At 68.9% G+C, this 16,605-nt stretch carries 17 protein-coding genes; 13 read left to right on the top strand and 4 right to left on the bottom strand.

The features are described 5' to 3' along the window. Positions 1–280: 280 nt before the first annotated feature. The 8 genes from ACFYXH_RS35740 to ACFYXH_RS35775 all read left to right on the top strand — a co-directional run bounded on the left by ACFYXH_RS35740 (position 281) and on the right by ACFYXH_RS35775 (position 10,263). Positions 281–3,997, top strand: coding sequence for a nitrate reductase subunit alpha (locus ACFYXH_RS35740; protein WP_389572502.1), 3,717 nt, complete (start codon positions 281–283; stop codon positions 3,995–3,997). Further along, positions 3,997–5,673: a nitrate reductase subunit beta gene (gene narH / locus ACFYXH_RS35745; RefSeq protein WP_389572096.1), complete on the top strand. Its 1,677-nt coding sequence runs from the start codon at positions 3,997–3,999 to the stop codon at positions 5,671–5,673. The genes ACFYXH_RS35740 and narH overlap by 1 nt, the downstream gene beginning before the upstream one ends. Continuing rightward, positions 5,670–6,305: a nitrate reductase molybdenum cofactor assembly chaperone gene (gene narJ, locus ACFYXH_RS35750; protein ID WP_389572099.1), complete on the top strand. Its 636-nt coding sequence runs from the start codon at positions 5,670–5,672 to the stop codon at positions 6,303–6,305. The genes narH and narJ overlap by 4 nt, the downstream gene beginning before the upstream one ends. Continuing rightward, positions 6,302–7,036: a respiratory nitrate reductase subunit gamma gene (gene narI / locus ACFYXH_RS35755; RefSeq protein ID WP_389572103.1), complete on the top strand. Its 735-nt coding sequence runs from the start codon at positions 6,302–6,304 to the stop codon at positions 7,034–7,036. Before narJ ends, narI begins: the two co-directional genes overlap by 4 nt. A gap of 275 nt (positions 7,037–7,311) precedes the next feature. Then, a complete protein-coding gene (locus tag ACFYXH_RS35760; protein WP_389572105.1) occupies positions 7,312–7,821 on the top strand; it encodes a flavodoxin domain-containing protein in 510 nt (169 codons plus the stop codon). Positions 7,822–7,980: 159 nt separating this feature from the next. Continuing rightward, positions 7,981–8,451 carry a universal stress protein gene (locus tag ACFYXH_RS35765; protein WP_389572108.1) on the top strand — a complete coding sequence of 157 codons (471 nt, stop codon included), beginning with the start codon at positions 7,981–7,983 and terminating at the stop codon, positions 8,449–8,451. A 73-nt stretch (positions 8,452–8,524) separates the two neighbouring features. After that, positions 8,525–9,445 (top strand): ABC transporter ATP-binding protein, encoded by a 921-nt coding sequence (locus tag ACFYXH_RS35770; protein WP_389572111.1) that lies wholly within the window; start codon positions 8,525–8,527, stop codon positions 9,443–9,445. Beyond that, entirely contained in the window at positions 9,442–10,263 is an 822-nt protein-coding gene (locus ACFYXH_RS35775) for an ABC transporter permease subunit (protein ID WP_389572114.1), read from the top strand. The genes ACFYXH_RS35770 and ACFYXH_RS35775 overlap by 4 nt, the downstream gene beginning before the upstream one ends. A gap of 84 nt (positions 10,264–10,347) precedes the next feature. On the opposite strand, the gene ACFYXH_RS35780 is transcribed toward ACFYXH_RS35775, so the two are convergent. The 3 genes from ACFYXH_RS35780 to ACFYXH_RS35790 form a co-directional block, all read right to left on the bottom strand. Further along, complete coding sequence (locus tag ACFYXH_RS35780) at positions 10,348–10,746, bottom strand: CBS domain-containing protein (RefSeq protein WP_389572116.1); 399 nt, start codon at positions 10,744–10,746, stop codon at positions 10,348–10,350. Next, on the bottom strand, positions 10,743–10,973 hold the full coding sequence (locus ACFYXH_RS35785; protein WP_389572119.1) for a CBS domain-containing protein: 231 nt from the start codon (positions 10,971–10,973) through the stop codon (positions 10,743–10,745). Before ACFYXH_RS35785 ends, ACFYXH_RS35780 begins: the two co-directional genes overlap by 4 nt. 149 nt (positions 10,974–11,122) lie before the next feature. Further along, positions 11,123–11,389 (bottom strand): SHOCT domain-containing protein, encoded by a 267-nt coding sequence (locus ACFYXH_RS35790; protein ID WP_389572122.1) that lies wholly within the window; start codon positions 11,387–11,389, stop codon positions 11,123–11,125. A gap of 85 nt (positions 11,390–11,474) precedes the next feature. Between ACFYXH_RS35790 and ACFYXH_RS35795 the strand changes: the two genes are divergently transcribed. Together ACFYXH_RS35795 and ACFYXH_RS35800 are read left to right on the top strand one after the other, a co-directional pair. Beyond that, positions 11,475–11,780: a hypothetical protein gene (locus ACFYXH_RS35795; RefSeq protein ID WP_389572125.1), complete on the top strand. Its 306-nt coding sequence runs from the start codon at positions 11,475–11,477 to the stop codon at positions 11,778–11,780. 1,104 nt (positions 11,781–12,884) lie between these two features. Then, positions 12,885–13,700: an alpha/beta fold hydrolase gene (locus ACFYXH_RS35800; RefSeq protein WP_389572128.1), complete on the top strand. Its 816-nt coding sequence runs from the start codon at positions 12,885–12,887 to the stop codon at positions 13,698–13,700. A 767-nt stretch (positions 13,701–14,467) separates the two neighbouring features. Here the strand turns inward: ACFYXH_RS35800 and ACFYXH_RS35805 are convergent. Beyond that, positions 14,468–14,734: a hypothetical protein gene (locus ACFYXH_RS35805; protein ID WP_389572131.1), complete on the bottom strand. Its 267-nt coding sequence runs from the start codon at positions 14,732–14,734 to the stop codon at positions 14,468–14,470. Positions 14,735–15,068: 334 nt separating this feature from the next. Between ACFYXH_RS35805 and ACFYXH_RS35810 the strand changes: the two genes are divergently transcribed. The 3 genes from ACFYXH_RS35810 to ACFYXH_RS35820 all read left to right on the top strand — a co-directional run bounded on the left by ACFYXH_RS35810 (position 15,069) and on the right by ACFYXH_RS35820 (position 16,566). Continuing rightward, the gene (locus ACFYXH_RS35810) at positions 15,069–15,293 is read left to right on the top strand and encodes a hypothetical protein (RefSeq protein ID WP_385300889.1); all 225 of its coding nucleotides are present in this window, start codon (positions 15,069–15,071) and stop codon (positions 15,291–15,293) included. 122 nt (positions 15,294–15,415) lie between these two features. Then, on the top strand, positions 15,416–15,727 hold the full coding sequence (locus ACFYXH_RS35815) for a hypothetical protein (protein WP_389572526.1): 312 nt from the start codon (positions 15,416–15,418) through the stop codon (positions 15,725–15,727). Further along, on the top strand, positions 15,610–16,566 hold the full coding sequence (locus ACFYXH_RS35820) for a protein-L-isoaspartate O-methyltransferase (protein WP_389572133.1): 957 nt from the start codon (positions 15,610–15,612) through the stop codon (positions 16,564–16,566). Before ACFYXH_RS35815 ends, ACFYXH_RS35820 begins: the two co-directional genes overlap by 118 nt. The last annotated feature ends 39 nt before the right edge of the window (positions 16,567–16,605 follow it).

Consider the following 16,605-nt stretch of genomic DNA (forward strand, 5'->3'; position numbering starts at 1 on the left):
TCTCCGGATGTCTGTCTCCCGGGCTTGCCTCGCTTACGTCACTTCACATCCGAACTTGATATCTGAGGTTGAAGGACCGCACCTCTCTTCGGGTGATGCTCCGCGGGGAAGGCCGTCGGCGGGAGGGCCCGCTGGACCCGGGCGGTGGGACCTTCGGCCCCTGTCGGCGCATCGGTCCGACGGCATATGAACCATGCAACGGAGACCTGCCGGGGTAGTTTGCCGGATTGGTTCTCATTTGGAATGCGTAGACGAGGTGACGGCCGTGACGGACGCCGGGATGCCCAGGACCTCTGCTGCACCCGCCGGGCGCGGTGAAGCAGGCGCCGCAGCGGATGCGCTGTTGCGGGCCGGTCACTTCTTCACCCGGCGCGATGTCTCACCCGATCTGCGGGCGGTTTTTCGCAAGGGCGGGCGCGAGGGCGACGTCTTCTACCGGGACCGGTGGAGCCACGACAAGGTCGTGCGCTCGACGCACGGCGTGAACTGCACCGGCTCGTGCTCGTGGAAGGTCTACGTCAAGGACGGGATCATCACCTGGGAGAGCCAGCAGACCGACTATCCGTCCGTCGGCCCGGACTCCCCGGAGTACGAGCCGCGCGGCTGCCCACGGGGGGCGGCTTTCTCCTGGTACACCTACTCGCCCACCCGGGTGCGCTTCCCGTACGCCCGCGGAGTCCTGGTCGAGATGTACCGGGAGGCCAAGGCACGACTGGGCGACCCCGTGCTCGCGTGGGCCGACGTGGTGGGTGACCCGGACCGGCGCCGCCGCTATCAGCAGGCCCGTGGCAAGGGCGGCCATGTGCGGGTGACGTGGGACGAGGCGGTGGAGATGGTGGCCGCCGCCCATGTGCACACGATCAAGAGGTGGGGCCCGGACCGTATCGCCGGCTTCTCGCCGATCCCGGCGATGTCGATGGTCTCGCAGGCGATCGGATCGAGGTTCATCGAGCTGATCGGCGGTTGTATGACCTCCTTCTACGACTGGTACGCCGACCTGCCGGTCGCTTCCCCTCAGGTGTTCGGGGACCAGACCGATGTGCCGGAGTCCGGCGACTGGTGGAACGCCGCCTACTTGATCATGTGGGGCTCCAACGTCCCGGTCACGCGTACGCCCGACGCGCACTGGATGGCCGAGGCCCGCTACCGGGGCCAGAAGGTTGTCGTGGTGTCGCCGGACTACGCCGACAACACGAAGTTCGCCGATCAGTGGCTGCCTGCCCAGCCAGGCACCGACGGGGCGCTGGCCATGGCGATGGGGCACGTGATCCTCACTGAGTTCTTCGTCCAGCGCCGGGTGCCGTTCTTCGTCGACTACGTGCAGCGCTACACCGACCTGCCGTTTCTCGTGACGCTGGAGGAGCACACCGGGGCATGCGTACCCGGCAAATTCCTCCGGGCCTCCGACCTCGGCGAGACGGCAGAGGGCGCGCAGTGGAGGACCGTGCTCATCGACGGCCGAACCGGAGAGCCTGCGGTGCCGGGCGGGACGCTGGGCGACCGGTGGACCGACGAGGGTCTGGGCCGCTGGAATCTTGATCTCGGCGACATCGCCCCGCAGTTGACTCTCCTCGGCGATCTCGGCGATCTCGGCGAGCGGGCGGAGCCGGTCGAGGTGCTGCTCCCGCGCTTCGATACAGCGGAGGCGACGGGTGCCGTGGTGCGCCGCGGAGTCCCGGCGCGGCGGATCGGAGGCCGGTTGGTGACAACGGTCTTCGACCTGATGCTCGCGCAGTACGGCGTCCGCCGCGAGGGCCTGCCCGGCGACTGGCCTACGGGGTACGACGACGCCGGGCGGCCCTGCACCCCGGCATGGCAGGCGCAGTTGACCTCGGTGCCGGCCGGTGCGGCGATCCGGGTGGCCCGGGAGATGGCGCGCAATGCCGAGCGGTCCGAGGGCCGGACGATGATCATCATGGGGGCGGGTATCTGCCAGTGGTTCCACGGGGACGCGACCTACCGCGCGATCCTCGCGCTGCTCATGCTCACTGGAGCCATGGGCCGCAACGGCGGTGGCTGGGCGCACTACGTCGGCCAGGAGAAGTGCCGGCCCTTCACCGGCTGGTCCACGCTGGCGATGGCGACGGACTGGCAGCGCCCGCCCCGGCAGATGATCGGCACGGCCTACTGGTACACGCACACCGACCAGTGGCGGTACGACGGATATCGCGCCGACGCGCTCACCTCGCCCCTGGCCCGCGGCGACCTGGCCGGGATGCACACTGCTGACACGCTCGCCCTGTCCGCGCGGCTCGGATGGATGCCCTCCTACCCGCAGTTCGACCGCAACCCGCTCGACCTGGCCGACGAGGCGGCTGCCGGTGGCGAGGAGACATCGGCGTACATCACCCGCAAGCTGTCCGCGGGCGAGCTGGGCTGGGCCTGCGAGGACCCCGACGCTGCGGAGAACTGGCCGCGCTGCCTGACCTTGTGGCGCGCGAATCTGTTCGGCTCCTCGGGCAAGGGCAACGAGTACTTCCTCAAGCACCTGCTCGGCACGCACACCAGCCTGCGCGCGCAGGAGACCCCGCCTGACCTCCGGCCCCGCGATGTGACGTGGCGGAAGGAGGCGCCCGAGGGGAAGCTCGACCTGCTGCTGGCGCTGGACTTCCGGATGACCAGCTCCACGCTGCTCGCCGATGTGGTGCTGCCCGCCGCGACGTGGTACGAGAAGCACGATCTGTCCTCGACCGACATGCACCCGTTCGTCCACGCGTTCAACCCGGCGATCGACCCGCCCTGGGAGACCCGGTCCGACTTCGCCGCGTTCACGGCGATCGCGCGCAGGTTCAGCGAGCTGGCACGGGAACACCTCGGAGTGCGGCGTGATCTCGTCGCCACAGCGCTGCAGCACGACACGCCGGGCGAGACGGCACAGCCGCTCGGCACCGTCGGCGACTGGCGCACCGGGGACGTCGCCCCGCAGCCCGGCCGCACGATGCCGGTATTCACCGTGGTCGAGCGCGACTACGCCGCGGTCGCCGACAAGCTCACCGCACTCGGACCGCTCACCGAGCAGCTCGGGCTGACCACCAAGGGCGTCACCTACCGCCCCGACGAGGAGGTCGCACGGCTCGCCGCAACAGGCGGAGTGATGCTCGGGGGAGCGGGCGACGGAAGACCGGCCCTGGACACCGACGCCAAGATGGCCGACGCCATCCTGGCCCTGTCCGGCTCCACCAACGGCCGACTCGCCGTACAGGGGTTCCGCACCGCGGAGCAGCGGGTCGGGCAGCCGCTCGCTCATCTCGCCGAAGGCAGCGAGGAGCGGCGCATCACCTTCGCTGACACCCAGGCCCAGCCCGTCCCCGTGATCACCAGCCCCGAGTGGTCCGGCAGCGAGACCGGCGGTCGGCGCTACGCCGCGTTCACCACCAACGTCGAGGAACTCAAGCCCTGGCACACCCTCACCGGCCGGATGCACTTCCTCCTCGATCACGACTGGATGCACGAATTCGGCGAGACGCTGCCGATCTACCGCCCGCCTCTGGACATGCACCGGCTCTTCGGAGAGCCCGAGATCGGCCCGGACGGCGCGCGGCAGGTCACGGTCCGGTACGTGACACCGCACTCGAAGTGGTCGATCCACTCGGAGTACCAGGACAACCTGTTCATGCTCTCGCTCTCCCGCGGGGGTCCGACCGTATGGATGAGCCCCGCAGACGCGGCGGCCATCGAGGTGCGCGACAACGACTGGGTCGAGGCCGTCAACCGCAACGGTGTGATGGTGCTGCGCGCGATCGTCTCGCACCGGATGCCCACCGGCACCGTCTACGTTCACCACGCGCAGGAACGGGTCGTCGACGTCCCCATCGCCGAGGCCAGCGGGCGGCGCGGCGGCATCCACAATTCGCTGACCCGCATCCTGATCAAGCCCACCCATCTGATCGGCGGCTACGGGCAGTTGTCATTCGCCTTCAACTACCTGGGCCCAACGGGCAACCAGCGCGACGAGGTGACGGTGATCCGTCGCCGCTCCCAGGAGGTGACGTACTGATGAAGGTGATGGCTCAGCTGGCCATGGTGATGAACCTCGACAAGTGCATCGGCTGCCACACCTGCTCGGTCACCTGCAAACAGGCATGGACCAATCGCAGCGGCGTCGAGTACGTCTGGTTCAACAACGTCGAGACCCGGCCCGGCCAGGGCTACCCGCGGCGCTACGAGGACCAGGAGAGGTGGCAGGGCGGCTGGGTCCGCACACACAGCGGGCGTCTCAGGCTCAAGGCGGGCGGGCGCCTGCGCAAGCTGCTCACCATCTTCGCCAACCCGGTACTGCCCAACATCCGTGACTACTACGAACCCTGGACCTACGACTACGAGAAGCTCACCACCGCGCCGCTGGGCGACGACTTCCCGGTCGCGCAGCCCAAGTCGCTCATCTCCGGCGAGCCGATGCGCATCGAGTGGAGCGCGAACTGGGACGACAGCCTCGGCGGCGGGGCCGAGGTGTGCGACGGCGACCCCATCGTCGAACGCATCCGCCGTCAGGCAGAGGAGAAGGTGCGCTTCGAGTACGAGCAGGCGTACATGTTCTACCTGCCGCGCATCTGCGAGCACTGCCTGAACCCTTCGTGTGTCGCATCCTGCCCTTCGGGCGCGCTCTACAAGCGCTCCGAGGACGGCATCGTCCTCGTCGACCAGGACCGCTGCCGGGGCTGGCGGATGTGCGTGACAGGCTGCCCGTACAAGAAGGTCTACTTCAACCACCGCACCGGCAAAGCCGAGAAGTGCACGTTCTGCTATCCCCGTGTGGAAGTCGGCCTCCCTACAGTGTGCTCAGAAACCTGCGTGGGGCGCCTGCGCTATATCGGCCTCATCCTCTACGACGCCGACCGGGTCGGCGCCGCCGCATCGGTCGCCGACGAGAAGGACCTCTATCAGGCGCAATTGGATCTTTTCCTCGATCCGTCCGACCCGCAGGTGATCGCGGCGGCACGCCGGGACGGCATCCCCGACGACTGGCTGGAGTCCGCGCTCCGCTCTCCCGTCTACGCCCTGGCCAAGGAATACCGGGTGGCGCTCCCGCTCCATCCGGAGTTCCGCACGATGCCGATGGTCTGGTACGTGCCGCCGCTGTCGCCGATCGTCGATGCGCTGACCGACACCGGTCACGACGGCGAGGACGCGGACAACCTCTTCGGCGCCATCGACACGCTGCGGATCCCGATGGAGTATCTCGCCGAACTGTTCACCGCCGGGGACACGGAGCCCGTGCGCCAGGCGCTGCAGCGGCTCTCGGCCATGCGGTCGTACATGCGGGCCGTCAACCTCGGTGACCCACCTGATGAACGGACTGCAGAGGCAGCCGGTATGACCGGTCGGGAAGTCACTTCGCTCTACCGGCTGCTAGCCATCGCCAAGTACCACGACCGCTACGTGATCCCCACCGCGTACGAGGCAGAAGGGCGGCAGCTCGAAGAGACCGGCTGCAGCCTCGACTTCGAAGGCGGCCCCGGGATGTACGGCAGTGGGCCGTTCGGCGAAGCCTCGGGTCGGCCCGTACCCGTCTCCGTGGAGACCTTCCACGCGCTCAAGGAACGGCAGACCACCGGCGGTATCGCCGACCCACAGCGTCAGGGCGCTCGGATCAACCTGCTGAACTGGGACGGCAGGGGGCGGCCCGAGGGCATGTTCCCGCCCGAGCGCCCGCAGCCGGAGGAGAAACCGTGATCGCCGAACGCCACGCCGCAGTGGTCTGCCAAGCAGCGTCGGTCCTGCTGCGGTATCCCGACGGGGACGTCCGGGACCGTGTCCCCCTGGTCACCGGGGCCGTGACCGCGCTGCCCCCCGGCGCGGCGCGATCCGCGTTGACCCGCTTCCTCGGACATCTCGCGGACAGGTCGCCACGCGACCTCGCCGAGCACTACGTCGCCACCTTCGACCGACGCCGCCGCTGCTGCCTCTACCTGACCTGGTGGACCGACGGCGAGACCCGCCGCCGTGGCCAGGCCCTGGCCACTCTCAAGGACCGCTACCGCAGCAGCTGTCTCGAACTCGGCGGCAATGAACTGCCGGACTACCTACCGGTCGTGCTCGAGTACGCGGCAATCGGCGACCTGGCGGACGGGCTTGCCCTGCTGCAGGAACACCGTGCCGGAATCGAACTGCTCAGACTGGCACTACGGGACGCGGGCTCGCCGTACACCGCCGTGGTCGAGGCGGTATGCGTACTGCTGCCCGGCCCCTCACCCCAGGACCGCGCTGCCGCTCAGCGCCTGGCCCGGAGCGGACCGCCTCAGGAGACCGTCGGCCTGGAGCTGGAGCCTTACGATCCGGCACCATCGGGAGGTGCCCGGCGGTGAGCGCTCTCGATGTCCTCCTGTGGGGCGTTCTGCCATACGTCACCATCGTGATCCTCGTCGGCGGCACCGTGTGGCGGTACCGGTACGACCAGTTCGGCTGGACCACCCGCTCCTCCGAGCTGTACGAGTCGCGTCTGCTGCGCATCGGCAGTCCGCTCTTCCACTTCGGCATCCTCGTGGTCGTCATCGGTCATCTGATCGGACTGGTCATCCCGCTGAGCTGGACATCGGCCGCGGGCCTCTCCGAGGGGGCGTACCACGTGCAGGCGCTGGTACTCGGTGGCGTCGCCGGCTTTGCCACGCTCATCGGAGTGGTGATCCTCATTTATCGCCGACGCACCACGGGGCCGGTGTTCATGGCGACGACGCGGAACGACAAGGGCATGTACGTCGTCCTCGTCGCGGCCATCGTCGCCGGACTTGCGTCCACTGTGCTGGGCGCGGGCGTCATTGGCGATGAGCACAACTACCGTGAGACCGTCTCGCCCTGGTTCCGTTCCGTTTTCACGCTGCTGCCCGACATCGACGCCATGGCCGGCGCGCCGCCGTCCTTCCAACTGCACACGCTCATCGGCATGCTGCTCTTCGCCATCTGGCCGTTCACCCGGCTCGTACACGCCTTCACTGCGCCGGTCGGCTATCTGTTCCGTCCGTACATCGTCTACCGGTCCCGCTCTGCCGGAGCCCGGTCGCGACCCCCTCGACACGGCTGGGAAGGCCGGGGCTCGTAGCGCGTCGGGCCCATCACGGCTGCCTGCCTGCGGACCGACGTCACGGCCTGCCGTCCCCAGGTGTGGACCCTGTGGCCCTGATCCCGCCGCTGCTCGGGGCACCAGGATGGTGGCGATGGAAACGGAGACATGACTACCCCGAACTCACGACCTTCGCCGATGCCTCGGAGTTCTGGTCGCTCGAACGGTCTAACGCGTCAGCGGTTGACGGTCAGCCGCACGGTCTTGACGATCATCGCCACGCCGCGCCCCTGGCACAACAGAGAGTCGAAGCCATGAACGTTCTGGTGGGATACGCCACCGCACACGGCTCCACACGGGAGATCGCGGAGCGCATCGGGGCACGCCTCGGTGAGGCGGGCCTGAAGGCCGATGTGCGGCCCATGAGCGAGGTCGAGGACGAGGACGCGTACGAGGCGTTCGTGCTCGGCAGCGCGGTCCATGGGCAGGCATGGCTGGACGCGGCGAAGGACTTTGTGCACCGCAACAGCGATCTGTTCCGGGTCCGCCCCGTGTGGATTTTCAGCGTGGGGGTGCCCGGCGCGATGCGCGGCCCGTGGAAGAGCTGGGCCGGCAAGGAGGAAACGGTCATCATCGACGACCTCCCCGATCACATTCCTTACAGGACCCACCGGCTCCTGTCGGGTGTCATCAAGCCCAGCCAGCTGCCCATCACCGGGCGGGTGATCTTCCGGCTGATGGGCCTCAGGTACGGCGACTACCGTGACTGGTCGGCCATTGACACCTGGGCGGATGGCATCGCCAGGGAGCTTTGCACCCCGTGACGGGGAGGGACCCCGTGACGGGGAGGGGCCCCTCCGGTCGGTCGGATGCGGCGAGCCTCACCGCGGACGCCAAGGTTGTGGGGAGCATCCTTGCGTGGCGGGCTTCGCCGGGGGCAGGCAGCGTGGGCTACGGGGGCATAGCGAGAGAGGCGACAGGGTATGGAGAGCAATGCATCGGCGGGCCGGGTTGTGGTGGGTGTCGATGGTTCGCTGTCGTCGCAGACGGCTCTGCGGTGGGCGATGAGGTACGCCGGTCTCATCGGGGGCTTCGTGGAGGCAGTGGGTGCGTGGGAGCTTCCGGGGATGCACGGCTGGTCTGCTCCGGCGGTGGACGCCGATCTCGACGAGGAGGTGGCGCGCTCCGGGTTCGCCGAAGAGCTGCGCAGTGTGGTCGGGGACGCGCCGTCCGTGGAGGTGCGGGAAAGTCTGGTGCGTGGCAATCCGGTGGCGGTGCTGCTCGCCGCGGCGGAGGGGGCTGAGGTGCTGGTGGTGGGCAGCCGGGGGCGGGGTGGTTTCGCCCGTGCTCTCCTGGGCTCTGTGAGCCAGCAATGTGCTCTGCACGCCACGTGTCCGGTGGTCATTATCCGGCCGGACAGCAAGGCAGGAGTCGGCCCGACCGAGGCTGCCTGAGCCACGTTGCCTGCCTCCTGCCCGGCAGGGGGACGGCGAAGGGCGCCTTCGTCGGCAAGAGGGAGGCGGGACGGTGCAGAGCGCGACACCGGCGATCGAACTCAATGCCCTGACGAAACGGTACGGGAAGACCATCGGCGTCGAGCGGCTGGACATCACCGTGAACAGGGGCGAGGTGTTCGGATTCCTCGGCCCCAATGGGGCGGGCAAGACGACGACCATCCGCTGCCTGGTCGGGCTCCTGCGGCCGACGTCCGGGCGTGTCCGTGTGCTGGGCCTGGATCCCATTGCCGACCACCTCCGGCTGACGCCGGCACTTGGTTATCTGCCCGGTGAGCTGCGGCTGTACCCGGAGTTGACAGGCCGGCAAACGCTTGAGCTGCTGGCCGACCTGCAGGGGGCGGCGGTGCCGCGCTGCGCGGAACTGTGCGAGCGGCTCGCGCTGTCCGGCGCGGTCCTCGGGCGCCGCGTCCTGGAGTACTCGCGCGGGATGAAGCAGAAGCTGGGACTCGTCCAGGCGTTGCAGCACGACCCCGAGCTGGTGGTGCTCGACGAGCCGACCGAAGGCCTGGACCCGTTGGTCCAGGAGACGTTCTTCGAACTGCTGGCGGAGGCCGCGGCGGCGGGGCGCACCGTTCTGCTCTCCAGCCATGTGCTGCCCGAGGTGCAGCGCACCTGCGAGCGCGTGGCGATTGTCCGGGAGGGGCGTCTGGTGACCGTACGCAGAGTGGCGGCCCTGCGCGAAGCCCGCGCCAGAAAGGTCAGGCTCACCTTCACCGACGGCCGGGGGCGGCGCCCGCTCGGTGTGGCCGAACAGTGGGCGCTGAAGTGGGAGGGTGAACAGGTCGAGCTGCTCGTACCGCCCGATCAGGTGGTGGGCGCCCTTCGCGACCTGCTCACACTGCCGATCGGAGATCTGACGGTCGAGGAAGCGGGCCTGGACGAAGCCTTCCTCGACTTCTACCGGCAACCTGATGTCGAGGGCCAGCCGTGAGGAGCCGCTTTGCGCTGTTGTGGCTGGCGCTGCACCGGCGCCGTCGGATGCTCGCGGCGCTGGCCCTCGGGATGGTCGTCTTCGAAAGCCTCATCGTGGTGATCGCCAACACGATTCCGCCCACGCAGCTGTTCGGCGGGCAGGGAGGAACGCCGCCGGGCGCGTTCAAGGCCTTCAGCGGTTCCACCGGCGATGTGTCGATCGCCAGCTACCCGGGACTGCTGGGCGCTGGACTGGTCCACCCCTTCTGGATAGCCATGCAGCTCACCCTGATCGGGTCGCTCGCAGCCGCCGCGGTGGCTGCGGACGTGGAGACCGGGACGATCGAACTTCTGATGGTCCGGCCCGTCTCCCGGGGACGGCTGCTGGCCGAGCGGACGGCCGCCCTCGCCCTCGCCTCCGTGCTGCTCAACGCGGCGGCCACAGGCACCATGGCCGCCGGAGTTCTGCTCTCACCGCGCCTGCACCGCGAGGTGCCGATCACTGGTGTCTTCTCCGCGGGGCTGCTCGGCTGCGGCTTCGCCCTCTGCCTGACCGGTTTTGCGCTCGCCGTCTCGGCAGTGGGTCGAAGGAGAGGTCAGGTGGTCGGGGCGACGATAGCCCTCGGATCCGTGGGATTCGCCGTGAACTTCGTCGCGCTGGCCTGGTCCAGGGCGGCGCCATTGCGCTTCGTCAGCCCGTTCCACTACTACACGCCTGGTGACGCGCTGGCCGACGGCACGGTCCCGTGGGTCTCGTTCGGCGTCCTGGCAGGTGCCGGCCTGGCCGGACTGACCGCGGCGTTCGTGCTGCTCGCGCGTCGGGACCTCGCACCGTAGCGCGAGGCCCGCGGTGACGGTTCCAGCCATGGTCGGGACCTCCTCCGGCCGGCCCGTGTGGACCCGAACAGGCCCGCGCTGCGCTCAGTGCACCGGCAACTTCACATCGATCTCTGCCCCCACGTTCACGACGCCCGGCACTGCCCGGGCGGCACGGACGAGTACATCCGGTAGTGAGGTATCGGAAACCGTGCCGGTCAGAGTGACGAGCGCGTCCTCGACATGCACGTGGACCGTTCCTGAGCCGATCGGGACCAGCTGCGCGACCAGCTCGCTCCGTACCTCCTCCGCGATGTCGGCGTCGGGACGGAGATAGATCTTCAGTAGGTCGCCACGGCTGACGACACCCACGAGGTGACCCTCGCCGTCGACGACGGGGAGCCGCTTGAGATGCCCGCGCGCCATCAGCCGAGCGGCTCCGGCGACCGTCGCCTCGGCCGACACCGTCATCGCCGGAGCGGTCATCAGCTGACGTGCCGTCACCGCCCCTGACGTGTCGTCCCCGCCCCTGACGTGTCGTCCCCCTGCGCCTTCACCAGTAGATCGGCCTCGGAGACCACGCCAGCGACGCGACCGTCGCCCATGAGAACGGGCAGGGCGCTTATCCGCCACTGCCGCATGCTCTCGACCATTTCCTTGATCGGCTCATCGGGGCCAACCGCGATCACCGCGTGTGTCATCACGTCACCAACAGTTCGCAGATGCTTCATGACCGACTTTTCACAGTGGTTTGCGATGCTTTGTCATGAGCGTCCGTCACGAGCCGTACGACGCATAGGGCCGACTGGGAACGACTGGAGAGCCGGTCGGACCTGGGCCCGCCCGATCGGCCCCTGCCAAGCGGGCTGCGGCCTGCGGGTCAAGGCTTGGTGGATGGACCGGAGGTGTGCAGCGTGGCGAGGCGCCGGCGGTACTCCTCCTCGTCGATCTCGCCACGGGCGAACCGCTCGGCAAGCACCTGATCTGGTGACGGCACGTTCGGGCTGTGGGTGTGCTCGGAAGTCTGGCCCAGGGCACGGAAGAGCAGAACGACAGCGGTGATGATCAGCGCCCAGAAAAGGATCATGCTGGCCGACATTGCGAACCAGCCCCAGCCGCTGACGTCGTGGTCGAACCAGAACATCATCACAATCACATCCCCGGTCACTCGGACGGCGGGTGCGGACCCGTGCTGTCCGGCTTGGCTAATGCGTCACTGCCATCGTCGCTGGATGTTGGCCGCCTGGCCCATAGTCCACTGGTCCCGGGCCGTTGGGCCGGTCAGCCTTGTGATTTCGGCTGCGGAATCCGCGGCAGACCCGTTCGCTTCGCTGTCGACCACCATCAACCCCGAAGGCGCCCTCGGCAGCCACCGCCTCGCCCAGCACCTCGACCGGTTCACCGGCCACCGGAAGAAGCCGCTGGCCAAGGCCGCGGTCATCGCCGCCCACCCCGATGCCGCGGCACGCGCCTGCGGTGTCCGCACCCCGTGCGCCTGGACGGTCGTTGCGCTGTTCCTCACCTCACCCGGCACATAGATCCCACCGCCTTCACCGCCGACACCGGCGTGCCCTTCACCAGCCTCGCCCACCCCGCCGGACTCTTGAATTCGGCCACCTGGCCACAGGACGGATGACACTCACCCTGACCGAGTCAATCGCCGACGCGGCCCTCCGCGCGCTGAACCGCACTCCGTACACGCGCCGGAATGCCCGCTACCGTGCCGCGCACCTGGGCCCACCCTCCTGCGCGTGGTTCTCGGACAAAGCAGTCAGTCAGCCCAGAGCGGCTGGACGTACAGCCTCCCGGCCCGAAGCGTCGACGGGCACGGTCTGCGGCAGCTTCGACTGCGCGGGACACGCCGCGGCTCGAAGGACCAAGCCCATAGGTGAGGGCCGCCGTCCCCACGCGGGTACCCCGCCGACGCGCTGGCACGCCGATGCCGGGATGCGGCCATGTGTGGCTGCCTCCACGATGAGGCCATGGTTCCCGTGGGTCCTGCGGACCGATTCGACGCGTTTCGGGCCCCTGCCGACCGGCGTGGGCGGCCGGGAGATCGGCTGATCAAGTCCCTGGCCGAGGCCAGGGCGGGAACGGCGGAAAGCCCCGAGGTCTGGGCTCCCGACCGTGCCGAACGCCTCGCCCGACCCTCGGCCCTTGGTGGCGTGCGCAGGCGCTGGCCAAAGTGGCCGAGGCAGTAGCCGGCACCGACTCTGACCGTGCCGGACACCTCGCCCAAGAGGCCGCATGCCTGGCCCACACCCTCACTGACCCCCCGGGCAACAGGCGCGAGTGCTGAGCATGTGGTCGAGCTGGCCGAGCCGTAGCGGGCCCACAATTTGATGGCGTCGGCGCCGGAGGCGTGGCGTGAGCCGGCGGGCCCAGGGCGAGAAGTGGGAGGACGCCGCCACCGACGGCATCGGCCTGTAGGGCAGAACGAGTCTCTCCCGGTGCTCGAGGTCCTCTTCTCCGTGGGAGATGGGCAGTACGCCCGGGACAACATCGGTCGGCTCTTCGCCGAGGGCAAGACCCCAGCAACCGTTCACGAAGATCAGCCGCCTGCAGCGCCAGGAGACCGAACTGAGGGGGCAGCGCACAGGAGTTGCGCCAGGTCCGCTGGTCAGGACGTTAGGGTGTCCGGCATGAGCCGCATAGTGTTGAACGATGCCACGACGCACTACGACGACCATGGGCCGTCGGACGGGCTGCCGGTCGTCCTCGTTCATGGTCATCCGTTCAACCGCACGCTGTGGGCGCCGGTGACCAAGGCACTGGAGGCGGCCGGATACCGCGTGATCGCCCCGGATCTGCGCGGCTACGGCGACAGCAGCGTCACCCCTGGCAAGGTCTTCCTCTCCGATTTCGCGGACGACATCGCGGCCCTCCTCGACCACCTGGGCGTGGAGCGTGCGGTCATCGGCGGGGTATCCATGGGCGGCCAGATCACCATGGAGTTCCAGCGCCGCTACCCGCAGCGGGTGCGGGCCCTCGTGCTGTCCGACACATCTGCGCCCGCCGAGACCGAGGAAGGCAAGGAGTTCCGCAACCGCCTGGCCGATCGGTTGCTGGCTGAGGGTATGGACGGGTACGCGGGCGAGGTAATCGACAAGATGCTCGCCGCGTACAACGTCACCGCCCTGCCGGACGTGGCGTCACACGTCCTGGCCATGATGCGCGCCACCGACCCGCAGGGCGCCGCTGCCGCCCTGCGGGGGCGAGCCGAACGCCCCGACTACCGCGAGACCCTCGCGGCCGTCGAGACACCGGTCCTGATCGTGGTCGGCGTGGACGACGTCTACACCCCGATCAGCAACGCCGAGGACATTCACCACCTCGTCCCGCACGCCACGCTGACCGTCATCGACCGGGCCGGCCACCTGCCGGGTGTCGAGCAGCCCGAGCAGTTCAACGCGGCGCTGCTGGACTTCCTCAGCACGCAGGTAGCTAACCGTGCGTGAATCGCACCCGCTCCTCACCTTCTTCACAGACGCTGCCGACAGCCGCTTCCCGCCGGTCGACGGCCGGGTGACGGTGCTGCCGCATCTGCCTGGGGTCTCGAATGCTCGGTCGCCTCTACCGGTCACGCCGTCATCGCCACCGCCATGACCAGCCAGGCCGTATACGCCCAGGGCTCCGACGGTTTCGGCGCGTTTCTCTCCGGACTTCCTGCGCCACCTCGCCGACCCCGAGGTCCTGGCCGAGCTCGGCGCACGTATGGGGCGACCACCGCCCCCTGGCCGCCGAGTGCGTGTTGCGGGCCCGGGGCGAAGGCGACGTATCGGCCGACGCCGACCCGATCGAGACGGCGCGCGCTGCTCGCCGCCCAGCAGGGGCTGGTGTTCATGGGGCGCACCGGCCTGGACCCCGACAAGCCGACTACGACCGCGCGCTCCTCGCGGCTCAGCTCCTGCCGGGATCATCCGCGCCCGCGTAGGCCGCCGCCTGCCCGAACCGCCGCCCCAGCACACGGGGGCGTTCGCCGAGTATGGGCGGATCGGCAAGACCCTGCACCTGCCTGCTGCGGGCCGTCGACCGGTGGAGGACACCTACCGGCGGCAGATGAATCGGGGGCTCACCGTCCAGGAGTCGAGGCAGAAGCTGGCCCGCGACATCTGAGCGAGCTGCCTTCGCCTCACACTGAAGCGCAACGATTCGCCGGTGGACCCGTCATGCGCCCCGTCGGACAGGCCCTCTAGCCGACCCTAGGGGACCCTAGGGGGCTTCGTCATGCGGTCACTGTCAGATACCGGCGTCCGGTCCGTTCGCTGACGCCGAAATGGTCAGCCACCATGCGACCGGTCACGGGTCGGCCATGTCGGGCAGCGAGAACGGCCAGCGTTGCGCGCATGTCCTCGGCGGTCGGCGGGGTAATCAGGGCGTCCGCCTCGCTGTCCGGCGCGCTGTCCTCGAAGTCCTGCCAAAGGTCGGCGTCCGGCCAACGGCTCTCAGCGGACGCAGGACGGGCTACCAGGGGCGCAGGGTCCACGGCCATCGGCCCAACGACAGGTAGAGCCCCTCCGGCAGCTGAGTCTGCCGGAGGGGCTCTCGCGCTGTGGGCTCGAGGTGCCTGTCAGCGGATAGGCCGCTACCGTCGAAAGAGGTGAGGTCGCGATTCAGGACACGTCCCGCGACGCGCTCCCGCAACGGTGGGCCTGCAGCCGGGAGACGTGCGTCCCTCGCTTTCACGCGGCGACCTCGACGACAGCGCCGCATCGGTCTTTGAGCGGCACCATCCAGCCATCGCCGGACCCCACGCTTCGGCGTGAGGCCGCGGCCATCCCTTTCGTGCTGGGACAGCGCGAGAACGCGGAAGAAAGAGCAGAGCCATGCGAGCACATCGCGCCAAGCGTGCCTTCGCCTGCGTCGCGGCCGGCTTCCTGCTGGCCGGCGGCACCGCAATCGGAGTGGCGGGCACGGCCGCAGCAGCCGCCCCCGCCACGACGACCGTCTCGGTTCCCACGGGCTGCTCGTGGCACAGCGGCTGGTACGACAGTCACCACCACTGGCACAAGGGCTATTGGGACTGCAACTCGAACGGGAACAACCGCTGACCTGCCCGCCGTCCGGGCGAGTGGCCGCTGGTACGACTTACCCCTCAGGCTCTGCCGGGCGTTAAGCGGTCACCAGGGCGTGCGCTGGCCTGTGCATCCGGTACAGGGTCAGCGGGAACACCGTGCAGACCTACGGTCACACCTACGTGCCGGTGGACCGCGAGGCCGATGACGGACAGTGGGTGGCCGAGGTGTACGGCGATCCGGCTGCGGCGGCTGTTACCCAGGTGACCGATGGCCGTGCGACGTCCAGCCTGTCCTGCCAGGCCGTGGTGGTGGACATGCTCGACTCCTTCTCCTGGAGCCGGGGCAGCGGGTGTTCGAACTGGGCACCGGTACCGGATGGAACGCAGCTCTCCTCGCACTCCGGGCCGGCCCGGGCCAGGTCACGAGTGTGGAAGTGGACCCGCGACTTGCTGGCGCAGCAGGCCTGAGGCTGGACGCGGTGGACGCCCGCGTAAGGGTGAAGGTCGGCGACGGCACGGCGGGATGGCCGCCATACGCACCGTACGACCGTGTCATCTCGACCTACGCCGTCGACCGGATCCCGTGGTCCTGGGTAGCCCAGACCCGTCCGGGCGGACGCATCGTCACCCCCTGGGGCCGGCTCGGGCATGTCGCCCTCACCGTCGCCGAAGACGGCCGCTCGGCGACCGGCTGGATCCAAGGCCTCGCACAGTTCATGCCCGCCCGCGGCACCTTCAGCGGCCCGGACGACTTCAGCCAGGTCCGCGGCGACGCCCCCGCTCCCGACAAACGGCCCTGGGAACGGGATCTGGGACCACTGCGCGACGACTGGCACCTACGGTTCGCGCTGCGCGTCGCGCTGCCCGATGTACGGATCACGGTCGCTGCCGACGACGACGGCCTCAACGCCTGGCTCCATGACGGCATCACCTCCTGGGCCGCGCTCTCCGCCGTGGAAAACGGCAAAACCCTTGCCCATCAGGGCGGTCCGCGCCGCCTGGCCGACGAGCTCGAGCAGGCGTGGGAGGGATGGCTGGAGGCGGACAAGCCGGACCTGTACGACTACGGCCTGACCGTCGAGCCGGAACACCAGTACGCATGGGCTCATGACGCGGATACCGGCTGGCCTTTGACCCCAGCTGATGGTCTCTGTCCCACGCGGGCCGCCCAGCTGACCTGCCACATCCGATCTCACGATCACTCGGGCCCATCGGCTTGTCCTGGTCCTCAGGGGATGGTTGATGTTGGTCGGAACGGAGGAATCGTCGAATGTGTCGCCGATCCCAGTCAGGCGACGGCGGCATAGTCGACGGCGATGAGAATCCTTAGGGTCAATAGTTGCTCT

The organism is Streptomyces sp. NPDC002730 (genome assembly GCF_042888805.1).
In the GTDB taxonomy this organism is placed as follows: Bacteria; Actinomycetota; Actinomycetes; order Streptomycetales; family Streptomycetaceae; genus Streptomyces.